Here is a 23720-nt window from a genome sequence, read left to right on the forward strand (position 1 = left end):
ATGGGAATTTATATAAAACTATTTTTTGCCAAGCTTTCTATGCTTAAAATGTACAAGAAAGATTTTTACTTGGGGCTTATTTCTTGCATTATTAAGGCTTTAATAAGCATATTTTTAATTGATTTTATTTTGGATAATTTTGAAATTGTAGGTGGAATGGAAGGTGAAAAAGTAGCTTTTCTATACTTTTTTATTACTTTCATTCAGGCTGTATCGTCTATGGTTTTGCCTGGAATAATAAGCTTTACGGGAATTTATATTAGGGATGCAGAACTTGACATGGTACTTCTAAAACCCGTAAATAAGCTGGTCTATATAGTTTTTGAGAATATAGATATAAAGGAATTTCCAAATGTAATGGTGAATCTGGGGATTTTCATCTTGTCGATAATAAGGCTTAACTTACCTATATCTGTCTCAATAATGCTATTTTTAGAGTCCTTTGCAGGAGTGCTTATTGTATTTTCACTCTGCCTTTTAATTAATATATTAGGCTTCAGGTACAAAGAAACTTTGATGCCTATCAAGTTCTTATTTGCACTGGTTGATATGTGTAAGTATCCTTTAAGCATTTATAATCCTGTGATAAAGATTCTGTTTATGACAGTTATTCCAATAGGGTTAGTGAGTTATTGGGGAATAATACAGATGGAAAATATAGCCTGGATATTTATGTTGAGCGTAGTGATTTCAGCTATGCTTCTGCTTGTTTGTGTATATCTGTTTGAGAAGGCATTCAGGCTATATGAGAGCACCGGATCATAATTTAGTTAATAATCTTGTAAAGCAAAGCACCATGACTAATATTCAACTGGCTCTTCAACCACCATTACTGCAAATAACGAAATCACATTGGCTGTTATTGTTTTCCTATCATATGCTCAGAATTATCTTGACATAAGGTCTGATTTTAGCTTACAATATCACTCAATCTAAATAATAATTTTACCTGATAGGAGGCTAATGAAAACTATAATAGAAAGATTTAAAATATTTTTCCTCTCTATATGGAAGGAATTAAAAGACCTGAAAACTCTTGTACTGTTTTTCGCTGTTGTACTCGTCATTTATTCCCCTGTTTGGGGTGGATACCTTATATATGCCATCTTCCACTATCCTTGGAGTTTAACAATGGCTACAGTCTGTCTTGCTTTTTGGGCAGGCCCTTTTACCCCCTTCTTTCCTATCTGCATTGCTGTTACGCTTGCAATCAAAAGAGTTGTGAAAAGAATTCGTAGGATAAAACAGAATAAACGCTAAAAGCAGTGGACTTATCTTAACTAAACCCCTCGCTACCTGCGAGGGGTTTGTTACTGTCTTAAGTATTTATATACTATCTTCTTTTCTTAAATGCATAGCCTAAGCCTATAAGTCCAAGGCCTAATACTACAAGGTATTCGCTGCTTGTACCGCCTGTTTTAGGAAGCTTTTCAACCCTAATATGCACATCCCGCGTATAAATTCTAAACCGTCATGTTAATGCTTCGTTTGGTTTACAGGTTATTTCACCTTGATTTTAAGTTTTGCAAGCTGCTTAGCACTAAGCTTCTTGCCATTTACTAAGACTTCAAGTTTGATTTTACCGTTTTTAAGCTTTGCCGCCTTAAATGCAGCCTTGGTCTTAACCAGCTTGTTAAGTGCCTTGATGTTCTTAGCATTTAAGAATACACTAAATTCCTTACCTCTGATTTCAAATGAGCTTACCTTCTTTAATTCAAGCTCAGAAAAAGCCTTAGAGGTAATTACCGCACTTATCTTTGTCTTATTCTGTGGGAGAATTACGCTCTTATACTGAGACTTAGCAAGCCCTTTAAGAGTACCTCCACCTATTATCTTCTTTGCAGAAGGAAGTGTAAGAATCTGCTTATCTGTGGCACTTCCCTTAGGTATCTCAGCCTCTGTGACTTCTGTTACAATAGAAGGTCCAACCTCATACTTTATCTCTTCTACCGGCTCCTTAGGTATAACAGGAGCTACAGGTATAACAGGAATACCTGAATTAGAGGTATCAGGCACTGCTGGCTTTGGCTCCGGCTTTGGCTCCGGCTTTGGCTCTGGAGCCTTTGCCTCTTCATATTCAACCACAAACTCTGCAAGCTTGTACCAGTTGCTTCTTTCCTTAGTTATCTTAATCTGTACCTCTGTGGTTACAGGCTCTTTACCCGCCTCTACTTCTACAACAGTCTTGTCAGTTCCTTCAATCTCGCCTATCTTTGTCCAGTTTTCTCCGTCTTTTACTTCAATATCAGCCTTACCTATGAAATCGTCTTCCACATCCTCAGGATAAACTATCGTCACTTTCTTTACCTTTACAGGCTTAGTGTAAGTAAGCTTTATCCAGCTTCCCACCTGCTGTGCTGATGAAAACCAAGCAAAGGTATCCTCTTTTCCATCAACGATGTTTCCTATCTTAAAAGGTCTATAAGTTGATTTGTTGGCAGAAGGTTCGGCTAACAATGGCACATTAAGAAGTCCGTCAAGTGCATTTACTGCCTCTTTTAACTGCTTTAGCTTTGCTTTAGCCTCCTCAACATCTATTTCACTTTCAGTTAAAACTGCTTCTGCTGCCTCAAGTGCCTTATCAAAGGCTTCCTTCTTATCTTCGGTTGCATATCTGTATTCAGACTTTTCTTTAAGTCCTCTTGCAGATGAGATTTCATCCCATAGCTCGCCAATTTCCTTAGGGTCTTCATCGTTAGGGATAACCATTATCTTAAATGTAGCTTCCTTGGTAAGACCGCTTACCTTTACTTCCTTTTCGCCAATTGCTGATGTATCAGGTTCTTCAACACTAAATCTCTCGTCTGCAAGAGATATTGTTGTTTCGTCTCCCCAGTATGAATATTTCACTTTTACTTCATAGTCAGCCTTATTAAGCTTTGCAAGTCTTTTTACGGTATTACCTGCTTTAGGAACAACCCTAAGTCCAAGTGCCGCTAAGTCAATCCTTATCTCTGTCGTACCCTCTTCATTTACATAGGCGCTTCCCTTCTTAGGTATAATCTGACTGCCCCAAGATGATGAATTGCTTATCTCATAGTCATACTTCTTTCCCTTTTCAAGAGTGTAGCTATATGTCTGGTTTTCTTTCGAAGAAGGTGCTAATACAGTGCCTTTCTCATCCTTAAGCACGAAGTTGATATATGCATATTCATCCATTATCAGCTTAAAGTTATAATTTACGACTTTCTCGTTCTTATGAAGCTTCGCATAGATGTCCTTTAATTCCTTTACAAGGCTTGTTACCTTCTCTTCATTTCTCTTTAATGTATTGATAACAAGTTCGCTCTGGGTGAGCTTGTCCTTAAGTTCATCCAGGATATTGTCAAGGTCTTCGTTGTCGTACAAGATTCTTGCATTAGCTCTGTTGTAAGCAATCTTAGAATATTCAGCTTTAAGCTTTATAAGCTCTTCCTTGTAAGACTCATCATATTTTATCTTAACTTCGCTTACATTGCCTCTATAGTCCTTAAGCTCAAGGCTTATCTCTCCCTTGCTTGCAGGAAGTGTGAGAGGGCTGTGGTAGTTAGGAGTGACACCTCTCTTGTATGTGCCGATTTCTTTAGCCACTTCCTCTCCGTCCTGCTTGAAGCTAATCTTTACTTCATACCAGTCTCTTGTAAGAGGGGAGCGGAGTGAAACCTTGTTTGCCCCTGCCCAAAGCACATCATCCTCAGTCATAGGCTTAGCAAAGCCATCATGAAGCCTTCCCCTGTAGCTTATACCATATTCACTGTTTAGTGGTCTGATAGTAAGGTCATAAGCGTATCCGTCTGTTACTCCCGGAACAGATACAACTCCGTCCTCAGCTTCAGTTTCTGCTTTGTATTCTACAGCTGTCTCATCATCTGTGTACTCTTTGATAGGGTTTACAACAGCCTCATACTTACTTGCGGAATCACCCTTCTTGAAGCTAAATGATATCTTCTCTGCTTCGGCCGACTCAGCAGGCAGTCTTACTTCATTGCCGTTTATCTGCACATCTGGTGTGATTTCAGATACCTTGATGTCTGTAGGAAGCTTTGAGAAATCTACAGTCTTCGTGGCAGCCGCACTTTCTTTACCGTCTTTTCCTACTTTGACAAGGCTGAATGTAATTGTCTTGCCCTTATCAAAGAAATAATCCTTTACATAAAGCTTCTCGTCATATATTCCACCAAGGAAATGCTTCTTTCCTTCGCTTTCAGCATAAACACGGTATTTATCTACATTGTCATAGCTGTCTATTTTCCATGAAAATACCATCTGTTTATCATCATATATGCGATCTATCTTGAAGTTTTCCGGTGCAGAAATATTATCATCGGTATCAGAAACCGAAATTCTACCTATATTCATCTGATAGTTCTCTGAAGCACCGTCAAATACAAGGCAGATAGCAGCTATCTTTCTGCCCTTGTATGCAGCAAGGTCTACCTCAGCACTCTTATACTCATCGCTCTTTGCCTCTGTTCCTGCTACTTCAACTTCAGTTATTTTAGCAGGCTCATCCTCAAATATAAGACCAAGCTTCATCTTTGCCTCATCAGAGGAGGTCTTTCTGTATACAAGTCTTGCCTTGGTTGTATCTGTTACATCAAGAGCAGTCTTGTAAAGCCTTAGAGTATTCTTTGCTGCAAGAGGTCCGTATACAACAAGAGAGCTTCCGCCATTGTAAGCGCCAATCTGGGTAAAAGGTAACTCTCTCTTATGACCGCTTGTGTCATTTCTTACTTCTTTTTCACCAAAATCAAAGTCAGCCTTTAACTTGCTTCCCTCTGATTCAAACCACCACTGCCAGCTAGGCAGGATGTCCTGATCATTAAGGTTGGTCCAAGCCTCATCGTTTACAGCCTTGCCACCAACAAAGTACTGCATACCCTTACCGATGTTGAATTCGGTGTAGAATTTATTTCCTCTTACTACTGAACTCTCAGCCTTAAAGTCAGCTACTCCAGGCCAATAAGAGGCATCATTTACATCTACATCTTCTCTCTTGTAGCCCTTGTGGCTGCCTGTATCCTTAGGATCACAGGTAACTCCTGAGAAATACATACGCTCTCTCTCGGCTACCATCCACTGATATTCAGGCCTCTGGTGTACAGGTAGAGAGTTCTTTAAGCCAAGCCTCTCCTCAAGTCCGTCTATTCCTCTCTGATACATATCACTAGGTGTAAAGAGGGCTATACTGCAGAGCGGATTCTTGTCTGTTTCAGATGTATAGGAGTTCTTAACAAGATTGTTGTTCGCTACAAATCTTCCCTGATTAGCCTCTATACCGAGGAATACTGCCTTGTATGGATCTACTCCTATCTCCTTTGCGTGTTCTACAAAGCTGTTTACTCCTCTCCAGCCGTAGTTTACAAAAACGGAGTCATGTATCTTTTTATACTCATCATTTTTAAGCCACTGTGACTTGGCTGCCCCAAAGCTTGAGTCCGTGTTATAAAACTGGGTATATAGGCCCTGCTCTGAGAGATATGCCATAAACTCTTTGAAGCGTTCATCAGATCTCTCTTCGTTGTTAAGGAAATATCCATCTATTCCATACTCATCTGCAAGTGCAACAAGCTTCTTTGCCACCTTAAATTTCCCGTCTGTATCTCTTACAAACATCTCATTGATTGTCTGTCCCGGTCGGAAATGCGGGTCGAAGTATACGCAGGCTATAGCCTTTACTCCGTTTTTATGCGCCGCATTGATATATGCCTGATTTGGGATGTTGACTATACCAAACTCAAAGCCTCTTGCCCTCCAGTCACTGGTTACAGGGTTGTAGAGAACATCAGGTACGCCTATGGTAGCCGCACCATGCCAAGGGCAGAAATAATCAGTGTACTGCCAGAAATTAAAAGCCACATTGCCATAGGAATTATTCGCTATGGTACTGTTAAAAAATGAGTTGCCATAGTCACCCTGCATAAGCATGACTTCTGTCTTGTCATTAAGCCCCGGATTGGCCTGTGTTGCACTAAAAGCCTCATTCCTCTTCTGCAGTGGAACTCTTGCCCTCATAAGGTCTGAGTAAGGATCTGTCTCCTTATCCCAAGCTTCGATATTTCTAACAGTATAACCGCTAAAATGTGGTTGAGCTGACTTGATTTTTGCCTCGCCTATATCCGGCCAGGTGTCAGCGTAAGCCACATCCCCCATTGATACACCCGCAAAAGCGGATACCGCCATACTCATGATACAAATCTTAGCAATCTGTATCTTCTTTAGTTTCCTCATAATGCCTCCTTTTATTGAATATGTTGATTAATAAAAATACCCCAAACTTAAATATACCTCATTGCATAAACTATTTCAATCATGTTTAGCATTATAAAGATAATTTTGTTGATTTTAGCGAATTTTACCTTAGATTTTTGTGCTATTTAAACAATGGCGACATGTAAAAAAGAAGCCCCTGGAAGGGACTTCTTTTTGCTTATTCACTCTTTTCAGTAGCTTTGTCAGTAGCTTCTACTACATTGATAGTACAGATATCATATTTGCCATTAGCAATTTTTGAAATGATATGAGTCTTGCCTGTCTTTTTAGCAAGCACCTTACCGCTGGAGCTTACCGCAACGATATCAGGGTCAAGACTTGTGAATATTCCTGTTTCCGCTGTTGTATTTGGCTTAAGTATAGCCTGTAGCGTCTTTCTTTTGCCAACCTCAAGCGTAACCTCGCTCAAAGTGAGCCTTATACTTATAGCAGGGGGACCTACATATACATTACACTTAAATACAGTGTCTTCTTTCGCTGTCTTATCCTTAAGGGTAACAGTAACTGTGGCCTCACCCACTTTAAGTGCAGAAAGTTTACCTGACTTAGAAACACTCACAATGCTGTCGTCACTTGACTTAAAATACGCCTTCTGATTCTCTGTCAAATTGTAGACTTTCAAATTGAACTGGCTCTCTGTTACAAGAGAAACCTCTGTAACATTAAGCTTCGGTTCTACAACGTTCTCCTTTGTCAGTACCTCCCCGGCATACAGTTTTATTCTGTCATTGCTAAGGGACAAAATCAAACATAGCATAACCACGACTGACAGAGCGACTTTTTTAATAAGATTTTTCATCTTTAACCTCCGTCTGTCCTATGACATTAGCATAATACAATCAAATTTTGTCATAATCGTGTCATTTTATATATATTTTTGTAACCTTTGTTTAACTTGCAACTATGACTGAAAAGCACTATAATTGAGGTTGTATTATAACGACCGGAAGGAGTGTATAGACTATGCATAATATTTTGATCGCAGATGATAATGCTGATATCACACAGGTACTTGCTGCCTATACTACCAAAGAGGGATACAACCCTATCATTGCAGCAGACGGAGAAGAGGCTCTAAGGCTGTTTGATGAAACCAGCCCTTCAGCTGTACTTCTTGACGTAATGATGCCTAAGATTGACGGCTATGAGGTCTGCCGTAAGATTCGTGAAAAATCAAATGTACCTATCATCCTTGTTACAGCCAGAGGAGAGGGCTTTGAGAAAATAATGGGACTTGACATAGGTGCAGATGACTATATAGTTAAGCCATTTAGTCCTAGCGAGGTTATGGCAAGGCTTAGGGCTGTACTTAGAAGGATGGTTACCCCTGAGACCTCAGCCAATGTAACCAGCGAGAATTATATAAAGATTGACAACCTTGAGATTAACCTTGACGAGTATTCTCTAAGCATTGGAGGCAAGAAGCTCTCCCTTACCAAGAAGGAAATAGAAACTATGTGGACCCTTGCTGAGAATCCTAACAAGGTATTTACAAGGGACAACCTCTTAGACAGCCTCTGGGGCTTTGACTACTTTGGAGACAGCCGTACTGTTGACTCACATATCAAGAGACTTAGGGCAAAGCTTGATGAAGTCGAGCATCCAAACTGGTGCATAAAGACCATCTGGGGTGTGGGCTATAAGTTTGATATTGAGTCCAAGGGTTAACAGGAGGTCACATAAATGGTGTTTAAGAAACATAACGATAAAGGCAGTGAAGATAAAATCATAGATGAGCGCTTTGAGAGAAACTTCAATACCGGTAAGAAGCTAATCGGCTTTGTTGTGCTTGGTGTGGTGATTGCTTTCACTGTATTTTCAAGCATATACTCTGTGTCAGAGCAGGAACAGGCTGTAATCACGCAGTTTGGCAAGGTAGTCGGAGTTGAAGGTGCCGGGCTTCATTTTAAGGTCCCTTTTATACAGGAAAGCACAAGAGTAAATACGACTACCCAGGGTATGCCTATAGGCTATGAAGAGTCAGGTACCAATGATCCCAATGAGGATTTGTCGGACTACGGCGATAGTATGATGATTACCAAGGATTTTAACTTTGTAAACATAGATTTTTATCTTGAATACAAGGTGGTTAATCCGGAGGTGTACTTGTTTAATACCGATGAACCGCTTGATACCTTAAGGAATCTCACCAAGGCATCTATCCGTTCAACCATATCCAAATATCTTGTAGATGAGGTGATGACAACTGCCAAAAGCAAGATACAGGCTGAGGTTAAGGACAGGCTGATTGCTGAGATGCAAAAGGTTAACCTCGGTATAGAGGTGGTAAATGTATCCATACAGGATGCAGAGCCTCCTACAGCAGAGGTAGTACAGGCATTTAAGGCAGTTGAGACTGCGAAGCAGGGTGCAGAAACGGCTATAAATAATGCAAATAAATATCAGAGCGAAAAGCTTCCGTCAGCCAATGCTGATGCGGATAAGATAATAAAAGAAGCTGAGGCTTATAAGGAAAACCGTATTGCAGAGGCAGAGGGACAGGTAGCAAGATTTAGCGATACCTATAAGGAGTACAAGAAGTATCCTCTCATAACCAAGAAGCGTATGTTCTATGAGACTCTTGAAGAAGTCCTTCCTAGTCTGGATGTAATCATAACGGATGGAAAGACTCAGTCAATCTACCCGGTAGACAAGTTCAATAATTAGGGAGGAAGCTTATGAAGAACAAGAGATTTTTACTTTTTATAGTGGTATTAATCGCCCTTTTCTTAGGCTTTAATTCCACCTATTCACTTAAGGAAAATGAATATGGCATAAAGCTGCAATTTAATAAGATTGTTGCCATAGATGACCAGGCGGGACTTTATTATAAGATACCTTTTATGCAGAATGTAAGAAAGGTGCCTAAGTCCATACAGCTCTATGACATACGTCCAAGTGATGTAATGACCTCTGATAAGAAGTCAATGATAGCTGATATGTACATACTTTGGAGGGTAAGCGACCCTACAGTTTATTATCAGACCTTGAATGCAAATGTCAATAATGCAAAGGACAGGACCGGGATTACCGTATACAATTCCGTAAAGTCGGTAATTTCCTCAATGACACAGGATGAAATCATAGAGGCAAGAGGCGAGAAGCTCACCCAGACCATTACCGCCGATGCCAATCCTGACATACAAAAGTATGGTATAGAGATAGTTCAGGCTCAGCTCAAATCCCTTGACCTGCCTGATGACAACAAGCAGGCTGTGTATGAGCGTATGATATCTGAAAGAAATAACATAGCCGCCTCCTACACTGCAGAGGGCGAGAGCAAGGCTAAGAAGATACAAAATGAAACCGACAAGCAGGTAGCCATACTTAAGGCTCAGGCTGAGAAGAAGTCTGCAAAGTTAAAGGCTGAGGGCGAGGCAAAGTACATGGAGACCTTGCAGCAGGCCTATAATGATAAGGACAAGGCAGACTTTTATAACTACATCAGAAGCCTTGATGCCTTAAAGGTATCGCTTAGCGGTAAGGGTGAAAAGAAGCTCATGCTTGGCAGAGACAGCGAGCTTGCCAAGATACTTTACGGTAAAATCGAGTAAATATATATAGGTGGTAGTTTAATGAAAAATGATTCTACAGTTAAACACGCCATGGTAAAGAAAAGGACTTTGAAGCAGATAATTCATAGTCTTTTCTTTATAATGTTTAGAAATTATGCCATGGTCGTGGTGGCTTTTGCCATACTTACGGGCTTAATCTTTGTCCAGCTCTACTCAAGGTCTGCCATCGAGGCTAATAAAGACCTCCTCATCAAGCAGGCAGAGTCTATAGCAAAGAGAGTAAGTGTCTTTGTGGATGATGAGGATTATATTACCTATCCTTCCTTCCTTGAGGTGCTTGAGGAGCTTAAGAATATCGATGTATGGATAATTGCCAACCCTAAGTCACCCATGCCTAAGAAATACACCAACATAGATGTGACCAAGGAAAACCAGCCCGAGATTGCCTCTCTGTTTGATTCTGCATTTGCAGGCGAATCCGGAGCAGTAGATATACATTCCGACACCTATGGGGCTAACTATATATTTACTTCCGTACCAATCATCAGTACGAAATCAAATAAAATCATGGGTGCTGTATTTGTAAACCAGATATCTGAGTCACAAAACATAATTATAAACAGGAGCTTTACTATCATTGTCATAAGTACACTTATAGCCCTACTGTTCTCCCTTATCTTTGCGGTTTTCCTGGCAAGAAAGCTCTCGCACCCAATCTCTATAATGAGAAAGACCGCCTTAAGGCTTGCAGATGAGGACTACGAAGCACATACCAATATAACAGAGGGTGGCGAACTAGGTGAGCTTGCCGCAGCCATAGATTCTCTCTCTGACAGGCTTAAAGAGGCCGACAACGAAAGAAAGAACCTGGAGCAAATGAGGCTTGATTTCTTTGCCAATGTATCTCACGAGCTTCGTACCCCTATAACTGTTGTCCGCGCCTACTCAGAGACTTTGCTTGACGGCATTATAGAGGATGAGGCTACTAAGGCTGAGTATTATGACAAGATGCTCACAGAATGTAAGTCCATGGAAAGACTGGTGGGTGACCTCCTTGTGCTCTCAAAGATGCAAAACCCTGACTTTGTCCTTGAAAAAGAGCCTATAAACCTTGTACAGGTATTCTCCGACATACTGCGTGGAGGCTCAGCTCTTGCAAGAGAGAAAAATGTCAAAATCAATTTTACGACTGCAGACGAAGTCCTGCTTATGTACGGAGACTATGACAGGATACGCCAGATGTTCATGGTCATAGTGGATAATGCCATTAAGTTCTCAAACGACAACGGGGATATCGATATCACCATCAATAAGTACTGTGCAAGCGGAATAGACTCAGAGTTCAGAACTACCCTTTCGGGTGATACCTATATCAATTCCGGTTACAAGCTCTTTGTAAGCATCAGAGACAACGGCGTGGGTATATCCGAGTCTGAGCTGCCTCATATCTTTGAGAAATTCTACAAGTCTAAGCTTAGGCAAAATGCCAAAGGCTCAGGTCTTGGTCTTGCCATAGCAAGGCAGATAGCCCTAAAGCATGACGGCTCTACTGAGGTAGAAAGCAAAAAGGGTGAGGGAACTAAGTTTAAATTCGAATTTAATGAATTGACACTTGAATAATTGATAAATTGCTAGTAAAATAGATTCGTTACGGAGTGGTATCGAAGTGGTTATAACGGCCCTGACTCGAAATCAGGTAGTCTCTAACGAGGCTCGTGGGTTCGAATCCCACCCACTCCGTTTTTTTATATCTACCCGCATATAAGAGAATTTATTATCTTTTAACATGTAAAAAAGACTCGTAAGTAGCCATTTTGCAAAAAATGAGCGAATTACGAGTCTTTTTGCAAGGATTGCTAAAGCTTAGCTGTAACAATCCTGTATCAATGGGTGTCAAATGCTTTTGGCACCAACAACATTTTATAAACACGACAGCACTTTTAAATTACTTATGTAAAGTCTAGTATTCAATCTTCTCCACAACCTGTCCAGTCTTTAGGTCAAATGAATATACCTTATTGACATTGGCAGGCACTATGTAGAAGTAGTCTCCTATATAGAGTCCTCTGCAATCGCTTCTGAAGTAGTTCTCTCCCTCAAGATTGTCCACGCTAAACTTTTCATAGAAGCCTTTTTCCCTGTCAAAGCCGTATACCACATACTTTTCAAGGCTTTTCCCCTTGCTTTCATCGTAGGTTGCGACCGCTAAGCCTATGAGGTTCTTGCCTGCATCTATGGTTATTGCCTTTCTGTCATATTCTGCAGTTGAGGATGAATACTTATCCTCACTATATATGGTTTTAGCAATTTCTCTTACATCATAAGGATTGGAAATGTCAAACATAGACAGCTTAAGTCCCTTTACGCCACCCTCTTTTTCATCCGCATCCTGTCCAAGTCCAAAGAGGAGGCCACTTCCAAATGGATGGAGGTACTCTGAAAATCCCGGTATCTTAAGGTAGCCAAGCACCTTAGGCGCAGATGGATTGCTTACATCTACGCTAAAGAGCGGGTCAGTCTGCCTAAAGGTTACAAAGTAAGCCATATCTCCCATAAATCTTGCTGACTTGATATACTCTCCCTTTGCAAGCCCTTCAATCTTTCCTTTTACCTTTAAGTCCTTATCGAAGATGTAGAGTGAATTTTCTGTGGTATCTTCCTCTTCATCATTATCTGCCACATCAAAAGGAATTATCCTAAAGCTGCTCTTTTCTTTTGTAACCACGACTCTAAGGTTTCCCTTGTATTCATCAAGGGAGAAATCATCATTGAAGGTTCCCATAACGGAAGTGCTTGCCTGAGGCGTGATTATACCATTTTTGTAAGAATACTTTGATATCTCAGTCTTATTTCCGGTTATAATATAGTCCGTATGCCAAAAGTAAATATTTTCACTGCTCACATATACATTATAACCTGAATCCATAATCAGCTTTTTATCGATTATCTTCTCAGGGTTCTTAACATCAACTGAGGTTACAACTGTGTAGCTTTCTCCATCAGAATACTCAGGCACGTAGATTCTTCCGATATCAATCTTCTTACCGTCTACCTTTGGAACCAGCTTAGTGTAATCAACCTTTTCCTTGTCATCCATAAGGTAATAATAATTATAATTATAGGTATGTGAAAATGTATAGATGATGCCATCCTTCATCCTTGTACTGCCTATAGAGCCCTCTTGAGTGTGCTTTGTCTTAAATACAGGCTTCTCAGGATTGGTAATGTCATAAAATAGGACTTCCGCAGTGTTGACATTCGACCCATATCCATATAGGTAGCCGGCTCTTGACTCTACCCTGTATGTGTCCGCAAAGACTACAAGTGTAGTCCCATCAACCATCATATCGTTGTAGTAGTAGCCTGTTCCTCTCTTTTCCCTATCAAGGGAAATCCTTGAAGTTATGGCATTCATCCTGCCGTTATCCGTCTTTATTATCCTGACCTCAGACGCTCCGTCATTGTCATTCTTAAGCACGTAGATGTACTTACCGTCTGTCTTTACTATGTCAGCCTCGTCCACTCCCTCGGTTCTGGTGTTTGTTTTTGAGTAATCATTTTCTGTTTTGGAAGCCTCATTCTCTGCACCACTCTCTTCTTTCGCCTGAGGTGCCGCATCTGTAGCTTCGGCTGTAGTAAATGATTTTTTGCTATCTAATAAGTAGTCATAGGTATTTCTTGTTTTTGCAGCTTTTGCCATAAATGTATACATCTCCTTATAGCTCTTAAACTGCTTGATTCCTTCTACAGGCTTAGTAGCTTTTTTCGCTTTTTTAGCCTTTGCCTGCTTGCCTGCCACCACATTTGGAAGCCCGTTAAGAACTGTACCTGCCATATCTGAAGGGTTTATAAATCCTGTATTTATCATAACAGCAAAGGTTGCTGCAACTGCGCCTACTGCTGCCATAGAGCCAACCATCCAATGTTTCATAGTTTTTCTCCTTTTTATTTCCCTGCTTGCATCTTCTTTAAGAAGTTTCTCTTTTATTCTCTCAGGCTGCAAAGAATCCGGTATTTCAATGTCTTCGTCTGCCAAACCTTTAAGCATTTCAAGAATCTCATCTTCTCTATCCATATCGGTTTCATGCCTCCTTACTCTTTTATTAACACTTTAAGCTTCGCTAGTGCTCTTTGCTTTTTTGACCTGACCGTAGCAGGATTTAGCCCTAGTATCCTTGCTATCTCATCCCCCTTGTACCCCTCAAATACCGACAGGCAGATGATGAATCTCTCTTCATTTTCAAGTTCCATAAGCATTTCTTTTAGCTCAAGGCTGTTAAACTCTGCATTATAAGCTTCTCTCTTTGTCCTCTCATCCGAAAGCTCAGTTACATTATCGCTGACCTCCTCCTTAGAGAGAGCATATTCCTTAAGCTTCATCCTGCATTTATTGGTTAGAATTTTTACTATCCAATTCCTAAACAGGCTGTCATCTCTAAGGCTTTCTATCTGTCGGTAGGCATCTAGTACAGTTTCGCTCACTATATCTTCCGCGTCTTCTTTATTCTTTAGAAAATACAGTGCGAGTCTGTACAGGTCCTTTGCCACCTCAGAATACAGCCTCGTAAATACCTCAGCATCTCTAATCATCGGTTAACCTCTATCCGCCAATCGGCAATAAACTAGTTTCACTTAATAAGTGTATGTTTTTTGTGGAAATGTTGCAAGGAAAATAAATTTTTTTAAATAGTCATTAAGTAAAAGGATGAAAATCCCATCTAGGAGATTCCCATCCTTGAACTACCTACATATTCAATCTCACCCATTTTTCTCAACTGAGAAATATCGCGCTTTATGGTTGCTTCAGAAACACCTAGCATTTTTGAGATTTTAGCCATAGTGACATGAGGCTCATATACAATAATCTCTTTAAGTTTTTCAAACTTATCTTGTTTTGAATTTTTTTGAGGCTCATTTCCTAAATCATAATTTAAATTTTTTAAAATTACTACAAATGAACTCTGTGTTGATATAAATTCAGGCTTTAGCTCCTTTTTATATTTATGTTCATGCTCGTAGCTCTCTAAAATCTTTCTAAGACCACTCCCTCTTCTCTCCATTAAATCCATTCTTCCAAATATACCTATATTCTACCATTATTCATCCCAAAATGGTATAGTTATGTTTAAGCAAAATTAGTTTGAGGATAAACGCTAATATTTCACTAGCCTAAGAAACCTAGCAAACATTACCCTATGCCTCTATCTTATCTATTCTTATTTGGAGAAAAACTTAAAAGGATGAAATCCCATCTAGGAGATTCTCATCCTTTATTATCATAGAAGATTGTTATTTACATACTTTTTTCATAGCCTTAGTGTAGCTGATTTGTTCAAACCCAGCACATAAAAATACATATTACGATTGCTTCTTTATTCCTTTTGCTTTTATCAGTTCTTTTATTTCTTGCTTTAGTTTATCCGCCTTTTCTTTTTTATCAAATCCAAAGCTTTGCAAATAACTCTTGCCATTACTATCATATACCGCATATCCTTCTGAACCAAAAGCCAGCTCTGTAAGAGCTTCTTTGCTATTTCCTGATGAAACATCAATTATATAAATAGTTACTACATCACAATTATTCTCGAAGCTATAATCGCCTTTCTGAAATAACCCTTTAATAGTTGGATATAGCTTAATTCCTTTTAGGATATCATCCATTTCTTCATAATATTCTGGTAGCTCATAAATCTCGCTATCAATAGCAGGCTTTAAATTATCTTCATCAAATTTCAGATATGATTTACTAAATGCAACAAATACCACTTTCTTTCCTGTTGGTATATCCACCTCTTTAGGAATAAATAGAAAAACTGCTATTGTAAATCCTAAAAGAATAACAAGCAGCATTAATATTTTGTATCTTCTTGTCATTTTTATCCCCCTTTACTCTAGTGGTTTATAATCATATAATATATTAAAACCATTCAAATATCAACGGACTTTAAAGTCCTATTTGGATATATTTCACAAAGACATACGAAAGGAGGAGAAAGTTTTGTCCATTCCCGCATTTCAAATGTAATAATGTAGTAAGCGTAGTTTTAGCTTGATAAATTGGCAGAATTTCATTATAATATAGGTAAGGAAAGTAAGGAATACAATGTACTGTAAAGGAGAAATGATATGGAATTAGCAAAAGTTACTTCGAAAGGTCAAGTCACAATTCCAATTGAGATACGCAAAAAACTAGGAGTTAAAAATGGAGATAAAATCCTATTTGTAGAGGAAGCGGGAAGAATATATATGCTCAATTCCTCAATGGATGCTTTACGCGAAGCTCAAAAAGAATTTTTCGGTGAAGCAGAAAGAGTGGGTCTAAAAGATGATGATGACATAATGAAGATGATAAAAGAACTTAGAGAAGAAAGTTGGGCAAAGTAAATGAGAGTTATGTTGGATACCAATGTCTTACTTTCTGCTCTTCTTTTCCCAAACACTAAAATGAACTCAATTATGAACTACATATTTACGCATCATCAGCTTATCTTGTCTTCATATGTGGTAGATGAATTAAAACAAGTAATTAAAAGAAAATTTCCATCAAAAGAAAAAGCCATCAACAAATTACTTATGTTAATGAGCTTTGAATATGTTTATACTCCAAACGAGTTAGAAAATGATTTGTTTTATATCAGAGACATAAAAGATTATCCTGTATTATATACTGCTATCATTGAAGATATAGATATCCTAATAACAGGAGACAAGGATTTCTCTGATATTAATATACATAAACCTGAAATAATGTCACCATCTCAGTTTATGGAAAACTTCTTATAAAAATCGAGCTAGAATTACCTATTGTTCCCCAACAAGTAATTTATAAACTCTTTCTACTTCTTCTGCAAATCTTTTGTACATATAATGCGAGCAAGAAGTGTTTCCGTGAATCATCATATCAAACTGACCTTTCAGCACGATATCAGCTATTTGCTCATCTGACATATAAGTCTTTAGTTCCTCGTCTACTTTTAGTCCGTTATCAATGAATACTTTATACAGTTCCTTCGCAGATAAAGCATTTAACTGCTCATATGTATACTTTGCAGTTTTTCTTGTTCCAACAAATTTACAAATTATTACTGCTGATAAAATTATAATAACAAGACAAATTAGAATTTACTATTATTATTCATTCAACAACCAGTTTGAATGTCCACAAGCTGAATCAATCTTGCAAAATACAAACCACTAATTCATTGCTTAATTTTACTATACTTCTTCTCTCTCCTCAATGTAATAATCCAGGCAGCAAATTGTGATATACAAGCCATTGCAATATGAGCAAAAAACATACTGCTTGTTAAAAAACATCCATTCAGCACATATAAAACCAGCAGTCCAAACAACTCAATTAAAAGTAATATGCAACTATATTTAATCCACAAATCATAGGATTTATTATATATATCTTCATTGCTGAGCGAAAGGCTTGAATAATATCCTGTAATTTTCCACCCTCTTCGTTTCAACTGTGTTATTTCTTTATGCGATGGTCTAAAAAAATACCTATTTATGTATATGCCTAAAAATACTAACGAAACGCTTATAGCCATAAAAATTGAATCTTTATTATATTTAGGTGTTTCAAATATATATTTATCAAATACTTTCAAACCCACAAACACTATGATTAAAAAAACAGCATCAGCAACTTTGTAATTGATTTTCTTCATAATACTTTTACCCCCTATTTTCTATAATGAACCTAATTTGATCGTCATAAAGCCATTTAGCCTTGTTGCAACCACATTATTTTTACATAAACCAATCCCTTTATAAACATCATATCAACTATCTTTCCTCTTCTTTGCTTTATAGTAAAGTACATAGTTTTTAATTAAAATCACAATCCCTCCAGCCACTAATAATGCGGAGGAGAACTTCCCTGCGGAATATCCCAAAAACCATGAATACACAAAAAGACCACATAAAATTATTACTGCAAATACAGATAAAATCACAGCAATTTTAAATTGTCTAACTTCGTTTTTCAAGTATAATACCCCCTTGTATTACAGATCCATCTGGCATTTCTCCATTTAAATTGCAGTTTTTCTCCACATAATTTTAGCATTATGTTTTTACAACAGCTTTTGGCTTTTTTACCTCAAGATGCTGCTTCTTGTCATATTAGGTTGCTTCTCCGATTAAGTCTTTTATTTCCATAATAACCATCTTTCTGTTATATTATAATTATATTCTGAATAAATTTTACACTAACGACAATAAGTTTCAGTTTAGTAATTTATGTCACTATTGGTGTCACAAATTCTAATTTGTCGAGTTATATAATCTAAACTAAGTGACGCTCCGAATGATAACATTTCAGACTCGCTCCGGTATCCGCTTCGCTACGCCTAATGCGCTCGCTTAGAATTTATCATTCGTAGCTGATACCTTAAATTTGTGAAAATAACAACCCGAATACCAAATTAAAGGCAGCCACAACCACCTGCCCCCATGTGGCTGATGTGTTTGTTTGTGACGACTTATCAATCAAACAGCCGGAACTAATAATGCCTAAGCGAGCGCATCAGGTTTTTCGTCAGCAAAGCCATATTACAATAGCATCTTACAGAAAAACCGTAGCGAGTCTGGACATTTATTAGTGAAGGCGTGACTTAGTAAGTTAACAACACATTAGCCCAACAACTTAGAATTTTATATTTATTTTTTTTCATCTACCTCACACTCCTATTCCTAAAAGGAATTATAGAACTCATACAATCTATATATGTCATTCCTTGTTGTCCCCATTCTTATACCTCGTTGCATTCATTATTTTCATAGCTGCCCTCCTTTCAATAATCAAAACAACGGTGCCAAAATACTTAGTAGTTCTATCTCTCCCTTCCTGATAAAGTATTGCAGGACGAGCCAAAAGCTACAACACAAAGTGTACATAAAGATAGCAACATTAATACTTTGTATCTTCTTGTCATTTTTAATACCCCTTTACTCCAATGGTTTATAATCATATAATATATTAAAACCGTTCAAATATCAACAGACTTCAAAGTCCGATTTGGATATATTGTACAAGTTTATATAAGGAGGATAGGCAATTTTGTACTATAATTTAGCTTCATTTGGAGAAAAACTTAGAAATATAAGAGAAAAACTGCATCTAACACAAAAACAGGCAGCGGATATGGCTTATGTGGATGAAAGAACCTTAAGAAGAACAGAGCAGGGGCAAGTCATACCTAAATTAGAAACACTTGAGGCTCTGTCAGTTATCTACAAGACTGACTTGGTTTCAGCCATCATAGAGAGCCGCATAAATGACTATTCTATATTATTGAAAATGCAGAGGGGTGTAGATCTTAAACTAATAAATGAAGAAACTTTGAATTTTGATAATGAATTAAAAATACTTGAAGAGATGAGCGATGAGATTGAAAATGAGTATTACAGGATGATTATTACCCGATTCAGATTATTTCTTTACGGTATCAAGTATTATAAAAATAAAGAGTATACAAATGCACTAGAAGCTTATACAAGCGCCATAAGGCAGACTTTAAGTGGCTTCACCTTGGATAATTACAGAGAATATGAATTCTCATCAATGGAAATAAGGATACTTATGGATGTAGCCCTAGTATTTGATAAACTGGAACAACACGAAAGATATAAAGATATATTGGCGTTTTGTTTTGAACTGTGTGGTGAAGATAGTGAAATATACCCGAGAATATGTCATAATCTTGCAGCTATTTACAGGTATAATGAAGAGTTTATCAGAGCTCTTGACTATACCTACAAAGGAATTAATTCCTGCAAAAAAAATATGTTTTCCGATACTTTGGCTGTGCTGTATTACGGTAAAGCCTTTGCTGAATGTAAGTTAGGTGATGAAGAGTACAAACATTCTATTAATACAGCTTTAACCCTGTGCAAAGTATTTGGGCAAACAGAGCTACAAGAGAAGATAATATATAATTGCAAGAATGTCTTAAAAATTGCTGTCACCTTCAAATAGAATGTGACAGCATTTTTCGTATTAAACCTACATTTTTAGTAATAAATTTCTCGTAAATATTTTTTTAATTATATTAGCCATAGTAACCTCCCTCTATAATGTGATATTTATTAAGCATATACTCTACTCTATTATAAAATACAACTTCATTATTCTTCATATCACAAATTTTAATATTAAAACCTAGGTTATCTTCAAATGAGTGCAGGACAACTTCAGCTTTCTCAAAATTATAAGTTTTATTTTGAAGTATCGGTCTATCCTTAAATGCAACGATTTTAAGGAGATTCCCACATTCCCATACCAAGCTGTCATTTACTAGTTCAGTTAAGAGTCGTATATCATTTGGTGGGATTTCAATAAAATAATCTCCTATCTCATTTTGAGTGACAAAATATAGTTTGTCGATTTTTTTGTCTAACTGATTTAATGACATTAATTTATCTATTGATTTGTCCAAATGTACTATTACATAATAATCCTGAATAATGCTTAATAAAATATCCCTTTGAATATCTAACCATAATTTATATTCGTCAACTAAGCTGGTACTTTGAGTATTCAAATACAGCGTAAACTCAGAATCATCCGCATTTTTCCCAAAATATATACATTCAAAAATATCTAATTTATTATCTGCTGATTTGATTAACAATTGCTTTTCCTCCCTCTTTCCCTAAAAATGAACCAAATGTTCCTCCAATCATTTGTTCTTTTGGCTTACATAACGCTTAGGTTTATGTAATATAAGTCCTTTCTCATCATGCGTTGAATTCTGCATTATGAAAAAGGGGTGAATATTTGTCATTTAGTAGTCTTGACTCAGCAAAAAATCCACTAAGTGTACGATTTTTACACCGTTTACATTTCCAGTGGCCAATTCGTCCAATGTCACAACATACTTAGAGTAGTGATCCTTGATAGCAAGGAGATTGGCTATTTCCCGGTCAGATTCTTCGGGCAGCTTACGGCATACCTGAACGTAGATACGCTCGTCACGCTGCAATGCTACAAAGTCAATTTCTTTCGTTTCTTTTTTCCCTATATATACCTTATAACCTCGACGACACAGCTCAAAATATACTACATTCTCCAACATAGCTGCGATTGACTTCGGATTAAATCCCATGATGCAATATTTTAGGGATGCATCTGCCAGATAAAATTTTTCCTGGGTCTTCAGTACAGATTTCCCTTGCAAATCATACCGCTGACAGCGATAGACCACAAACGCCTTTTCTAACCAGCTCAGATAGTTATATACCGCCTCCACCGACAGGGAACGCCCCTCGCTTTTTAGAAACTTAACAATGGCATTTGCAGAAAAGGTCTTGCCAACATTTTCCACGATATACTTTACACAACGGTTAAATAAATCAAAGTTCGTAATGTTGTGCCGTTTTGTAATATCGTTCGTGACAACAGAGTTATAGATGCCCTCTACAATCTGATAGGAGGAACGTTCGTCAAAGCTGCCTAGTGCCACAATGGGGAAACCGCCCAATCTCAGATATTCGTTTAACAATTCCTTAGGAGAGCGGGAATCTGATTTTTTGAATTCCAAATACTCAGCAAAGGATAATGTATAAACCGGAATGGAAATGTAGCGCCCCGTCAGGTAAGTGGATATTTCTCCTGCCATCAGCTTTGAATTAGAGCCGGTTACATAAATATCGGTGTTGGCATTTTCAAGCAGACTATTGACCGCTTTTTCCCAACCTTCAACTTCCTGTACTTCATCCAGCAAAAGGTAGTACCGCCCTTTATCGGTCATTTTTACCTTTATACCGTTATACATATCTTTGTCTGTCATACCATCGTCAAAATCCTCAGATGTATAACGCATACTAATAATATGGTCTGAGGCAACCCCACTTTCAAGCAAATCATCCCGCAGCATATCTAGAATTGTAGATTTGCCACAGCGCCTGATTCCTGCTAATATTTTCACAATTGGAGCATCCCGATAAGTTCTTAGCGTATTCATATAGTTTGACCGGATAATCATGTCGCTTACCTCCTTCACCTTTACTCATATTATACCGAAAAAACTCAAAAATATCTATAGTTTTTACTTTAAATCCGTAAAAACTTATTGAATATCATAACATTTTCATACTTATTCTATAAAAATTAATGGGAGTTATGTCGTATACCAATGCATTGCTTTCTGCTCTCCTTATAACAAGTGTTATATTCTTCATATCACGCTCCCTTCAGATTCGAAGTCAACATAGGCACCCTTGCCTTCGGCGCATCCTTCCCACTACTAGGGCGGATTAGGGACTTTCACCCTTTAGAAACGTGCGCCGCAAGGCACACAGCAAAAGGATGGAATTCCCTCTTGGAGATTTCCATCCTTTATTAACATAGAAGATTCTTATTTGCATATGTTTGTAAACAGCATAAATTTTAGTTTCCCATGCTAAATACTTTATACAAGAATCTAAGACAATTATAGTCTACTAATATAATCGCTAGAATTGAAATTGTGATAATAATAGTGCGTAAAATTTTCTCAACTTTTGTTTTTCCTAAGTATCTATAACTCAAATTTATCATTGTACGTATAAAATAACCAAAGGCAATTATAACAATGGGAAATAGTAATAGTTCATATTTGCTACCCCATCGATTAATATTTCCTAATGCATCATAATGTAAAGGGACTTTACTACTGGTGAATGGCAACAAGCATACAGTGACTACAAGAGGAAGAATTGTTATGATACATATTAACCGATGTATGATTATTTTACTATTACTTTCTGACTTCCTTTCTATGTCAGACGTTGATATTTGGCTACAAGGATTAACCATTCTATAATACCTCCTTACTCTGGTGGTTTATAGTCATATCATATATTAAAACTGTTCAAAAATCAACGGACTTTAAAAACTTAGAGCAAGGAAACCTACACTTCCTTGCTCATTGTAAAATATCCAAGTTTTTTATAGCCGCGTTTCTCATATACGGAGATGGCATTTTCATTCTCTTCTTCGACTTCAAGCTTGTATCTCACAGCCTGTCCTTTGTACTTTTCTTCTATGAAGCAAAAGAAGCTGCTACCTATACCAAGCCCCCTAAAGTCCTCTTTGATATACAAATCCTCTATGAAAATGAGGAGGCCTCCGTACTCCGTGGTGTAACTCTTTGCAACCATAGAATAGCCTGCAATCTCTCCATTTTCTTCGATTACATAGCCCTCTATATACGGCAGGTCTGAAAGACAGTCATCTATGTCCCTATAGAGAATCTCATCTGAGGCTGTATGCAGCACAGCATCAGAATCATAGAACACTCTCATCATCTTAAATATTTCTTCCCTGTCACAAGCCCTAAAATCTCTTATTAACAAAACAACCTCCTATAGCAGGCAGGCTTCATCCAAGGTCCTTGAATAAGCCGGCATAAATTCTCTTAAAAATATCTCCACCTCTTCTAAGTTAAGCTCCTTAACCGCCTTGAATGTAGCCTTTTCAGCCTGTAAGAACTCGTTATTCCCAGCCTGTTTTTCATCAAGGCATTTGATATAGGCTGAAAGCTTGTCTGCAGCCTTAACCAGAGCCTTTTCATAGCTATACTCATCTGATGGCTCTAATATCTCCTCGTATTCATCCCTTAAGTCCTCAGGCAGGATGGAGAGAAGCTTCTCACAGGCGGTATGCTCAATTTCCTTGTAAATGCTCTTTATATCACTGTTAAAATACTTCACAGGAGTAGGCATATCTCCTGTAATTATCTCTGTTGCATCGTGGTAAAGCCCTATGAGTGCTGCCCTGTCAGCATTTAACACCTTGCCAAGCCTCTTGTTTCCTATGGTACAAAGGGCGTGAGAGAGCAGGGCTACTTCAAGTGAATGCTCGCTTAGGTTTTCTTCTCTGGAGTTTCTCATCAAAGCCCAGCGATTGATGTACTTTAGCCTTGACATCATAGCAAAAAAAGAATAATCTTCTTTCAT

General features: G+C 37.9%; 23 protein-coding genes and 1 tRNA gene. 10 read left to right on the plus strand and 14 right to left on the minus strand.

All coding sequences use genetic code 11. The annotated features are described in order from the left end of the window. Entirely contained in the window at positions 1 to 765 is a 765-nt protein-coding gene (locus JJN12_RS11015) for an ABC-2 family transporter protein (RefSeq protein WP_208429733.1), read from the plus strand. A 198-nt stretch (positions 766 to 963) separates the two neighbouring features. Then, a complete protein-coding gene (locus JJN12_RS11020) occupies positions 964 to 1260 on the plus strand; it encodes a hypothetical protein (protein ID WP_208429734.1) in 297 nt (98 codons plus the stop codon). Between the two features lie 73 nt (positions 1261 to 1333). Here the strand turns inward: JJN12_RS11020 and JJN12_RS14395 are convergent, their stop codons facing one another. The 3 genes from JJN12_RS14395 to JJN12_RS11035 all read right to left on the minus strand — a co-directional run bounded on the left by JJN12_RS14395 (position 1334) and on the right by JJN12_RS11035 (position 7051). Continuing rightward, positions 1334 to 1447 (minus strand): LPXTG cell wall anchor domain-containing protein, encoded by a 114-nt coding sequence (locus tag JJN12_RS14395; protein WP_208429735.1) that lies wholly within the window; start codon positions 1445 to 1447, stop codon positions 1334 to 1336. A 53-nt stretch (positions 1448 to 1500) separates the two neighbouring features. Beyond that, entirely contained in the window at positions 1501 to 6210 is a 4710-nt protein-coding gene (locus JJN12_RS11030; RefSeq protein ID WP_208429736.1) for an endo-beta-N-acetylglucosaminidase, read from the minus strand. A 199-nt stretch (positions 6211 to 6409) separates the two neighbouring features. Then, entirely contained in the window at positions 6410 to 7051 is a 642-nt protein-coding gene (locus JJN12_RS11035; protein WP_208429737.1) for an Ig-like domain-containing protein, read from the minus strand. 164 nt (positions 7052 to 7215) lie between these two features. On the opposite strand from JJN12_RS11035, the gene JJN12_RS11040 reads away from it, so the two are divergent. The 5 genes from JJN12_RS11040 (at position 7216) to JJN12_RS11060 (ending at position 11507) form a co-directional block, all read left to right on the plus strand. Then, positions 7216 to 7920, plus strand: a complete 705-nt coding sequence (locus tag JJN12_RS11040; protein WP_208429738.1) for a response regulator transcription factor — start codon at positions 7216 to 7218, stop codon at positions 7918 to 7920. Positions 7921 to 7935: 15 nt separating this feature from the next. Next, positions 7936 to 8919 (plus strand): FtsH protease activity modulator HflK, encoded by a 984-nt coding sequence (gene hflK, locus JJN12_RS11045; RefSeq protein ID WP_208429739.1) that lies wholly within the window; start codon positions 7936 to 7938, stop codon positions 8917 to 8919. An 11-nt stretch (positions 8920 to 8930) separates the two neighbouring features. Further along, on the plus strand, positions 8931 to 9806 hold the full coding sequence (gene hflC / locus JJN12_RS11050; RefSeq protein ID WP_208429740.1) for a protease modulator HflC: 876 nt from the start codon (positions 8931 to 8933) through the stop codon (positions 9804 to 9806). Between the two features lie 21 nt (positions 9807 to 9827). After that, entirely contained in the window at positions 9828 to 11387 is a 1560-nt protein-coding gene (locus tag JJN12_RS11055; protein WP_208429741.1) for a sensor histidine kinase, read from the plus strand. Positions 11388 to 11419: 32 nt separating this feature from the next. Then, positions 11420 to 11507, plus strand: a tRNA-Ser gene (locus tag JJN12_RS11060). Positions 11508 to 11727: 220 nt separating this feature from the next. Here JJN12_RS11060 and JJN12_RS11065 read toward each other — a convergent pair. From JJN12_RS11065 to JJN12_RS11080, 4 genes are all read right to left on the minus strand, one after another. After that, complete coding sequence (locus JJN12_RS11065) at positions 11728 to 13842, minus strand: beta-propeller domain-containing protein (RefSeq protein WP_208429742.1); 2115 nt, start codon at positions 13840 to 13842, stop codon at positions 11728 to 11730. 17 nt (positions 13843 to 13859) lie between these two features. Then, the gene (locus JJN12_RS11070; RefSeq protein ID WP_208429743.1) at positions 13860 to 14357 is read right to left on the minus strand and encodes an RNA polymerase sigma factor; all 498 of its coding nucleotides are present in this window, start codon (positions 14355 to 14357) and stop codon (positions 13860 to 13862) included. Between the two features lie 128 nt (positions 14358 to 14485). Next, positions 14486 to 14836: an HTH domain-containing protein gene (locus tag JJN12_RS11075; RefSeq protein ID WP_208429744.1), complete on the minus strand. Its 351-nt coding sequence runs from the start codon at positions 14834 to 14836 to the stop codon at positions 14486 to 14488. A 289-nt stretch (positions 14837 to 15125) separates the two neighbouring features. After that, the gene (locus tag JJN12_RS11080) at positions 15126 to 15641 is read right to left on the minus strand and encodes a hypothetical protein (RefSeq protein WP_208429745.1); all 516 of its coding nucleotides are present in this window, start codon (positions 15639 to 15641) and stop codon (positions 15126 to 15128) included. 252 nt (positions 15642 to 15893) lie between these two features. Here JJN12_RS11080 and JJN12_RS11085 point away from each other — a divergent pair, with 252 nt between their 5' ends. Together JJN12_RS11085 and JJN12_RS11090 are read left to right on the plus strand one after the other, a co-directional pair. Continuing rightward, complete coding sequence (locus tag JJN12_RS11085; protein WP_208429746.1) at positions 15894 to 16151, plus strand: AbrB/MazE/SpoVT family DNA-binding domain-containing protein; 258 nt, start codon at positions 15894 to 15896, stop codon at positions 16149 to 16151. A gap of 9 nt (positions 16152 to 16160) precedes the next feature. Further along, positions 16161 to 16550 (plus strand): putative toxin-antitoxin system toxin component, PIN family, encoded by a 390-nt coding sequence (locus JJN12_RS11090; RefSeq protein WP_236013770.1) that lies wholly within the window; start codon positions 16161 to 16163, stop codon positions 16548 to 16550. Positions 16551 to 16966: 416 nt separating this feature from the next. Here JJN12_RS11090 and JJN12_RS11095 read toward each other — a convergent pair whose 3' ends face one another. Together JJN12_RS11095 and JJN12_RS11100 are read right to left on the minus strand one after the other, a co-directional pair. Continuing rightward, positions 16967 to 17446, minus strand: a complete 480-nt coding sequence (locus JJN12_RS11095) for a hypothetical protein (RefSeq protein WP_208429748.1) — start codon at positions 17444 to 17446, stop codon at positions 16967 to 16969. A gap of 114 nt (positions 17447 to 17560) precedes the next feature. Further along, positions 17561 to 17767 carry a hypothetical protein gene (locus JJN12_RS11100; protein ID WP_208429749.1) on the minus strand — a complete coding sequence of 69 codons (207 nt, stop codon included), beginning with the start codon at positions 17765 to 17767 and terminating at the stop codon, positions 17561 to 17563. 1073 nt (positions 17768 to 18840) lie between these two features. Here JJN12_RS11100 and JJN12_RS11105 point away from each other — a divergent pair. After that, complete coding sequence (locus JJN12_RS11105; protein WP_208429750.1) at positions 18841 to 19758, plus strand: helix-turn-helix domain-containing protein; 918 nt, start codon at positions 18841 to 18843, stop codon at positions 19756 to 19758. Positions 19759 to 19831: 73 nt separating this feature from the next. Here JJN12_RS11105 and JJN12_RS11110 read toward each other — a convergent pair whose 3' ends face one another. The 5 genes from JJN12_RS11110 to yfbR form a co-directional block, all read right to left on the minus strand. Continuing rightward, positions 19832 to 20413: a hypothetical protein gene (locus tag JJN12_RS11110; protein ID WP_208429751.1), complete on the minus strand. Its 582-nt coding sequence runs from the start codon at positions 20411 to 20413 to the stop codon at positions 19832 to 19834. Positions 20414 to 20566: 153 nt separating this feature from the next. Further along, entirely contained in the window at positions 20567 to 21766 is a 1200-nt protein-coding gene (locus tag JJN12_RS11115) for an ATP-binding protein (protein ID WP_208429752.1), read from the minus strand. Positions 21767 to 22170: 404 nt separating this feature from the next. After that, positions 22171 to 22578, minus strand: coding sequence for a DUF1648 domain-containing protein (locus tag JJN12_RS14735; protein WP_208429753.1), 408 nt, complete (start codon positions 22576 to 22578; stop codon positions 22171 to 22173). Positions 22579 to 22673: 95 nt separating this feature from the next. After that, positions 22674 to 23117 (minus strand): GNAT family N-acetyltransferase, encoded by a 444-nt coding sequence (locus tag JJN12_RS11125; RefSeq protein ID WP_236013771.1) that lies wholly within the window; start codon positions 23115 to 23117, stop codon positions 22674 to 22676. Positions 23118 to 23126: 9 nt separating this feature from the next. Continuing rightward, positions 23127 to 23720, minus strand: a complete 594-nt coding sequence (gene yfbR / locus JJN12_RS11130; protein WP_208429754.1) for a 5'-deoxynucleotidase — start codon at positions 23718 to 23720, stop codon at positions 23127 to 23129.

Origin of the sequence: Catonella massiliensis, from assembly GCF_016651435.1 — a bacterium.
Lineage (GTDB): Bacteria > Bacillota > Clostridia > Lachnospirales > Lachnospiraceae > Catonella > Catonella massiliensis.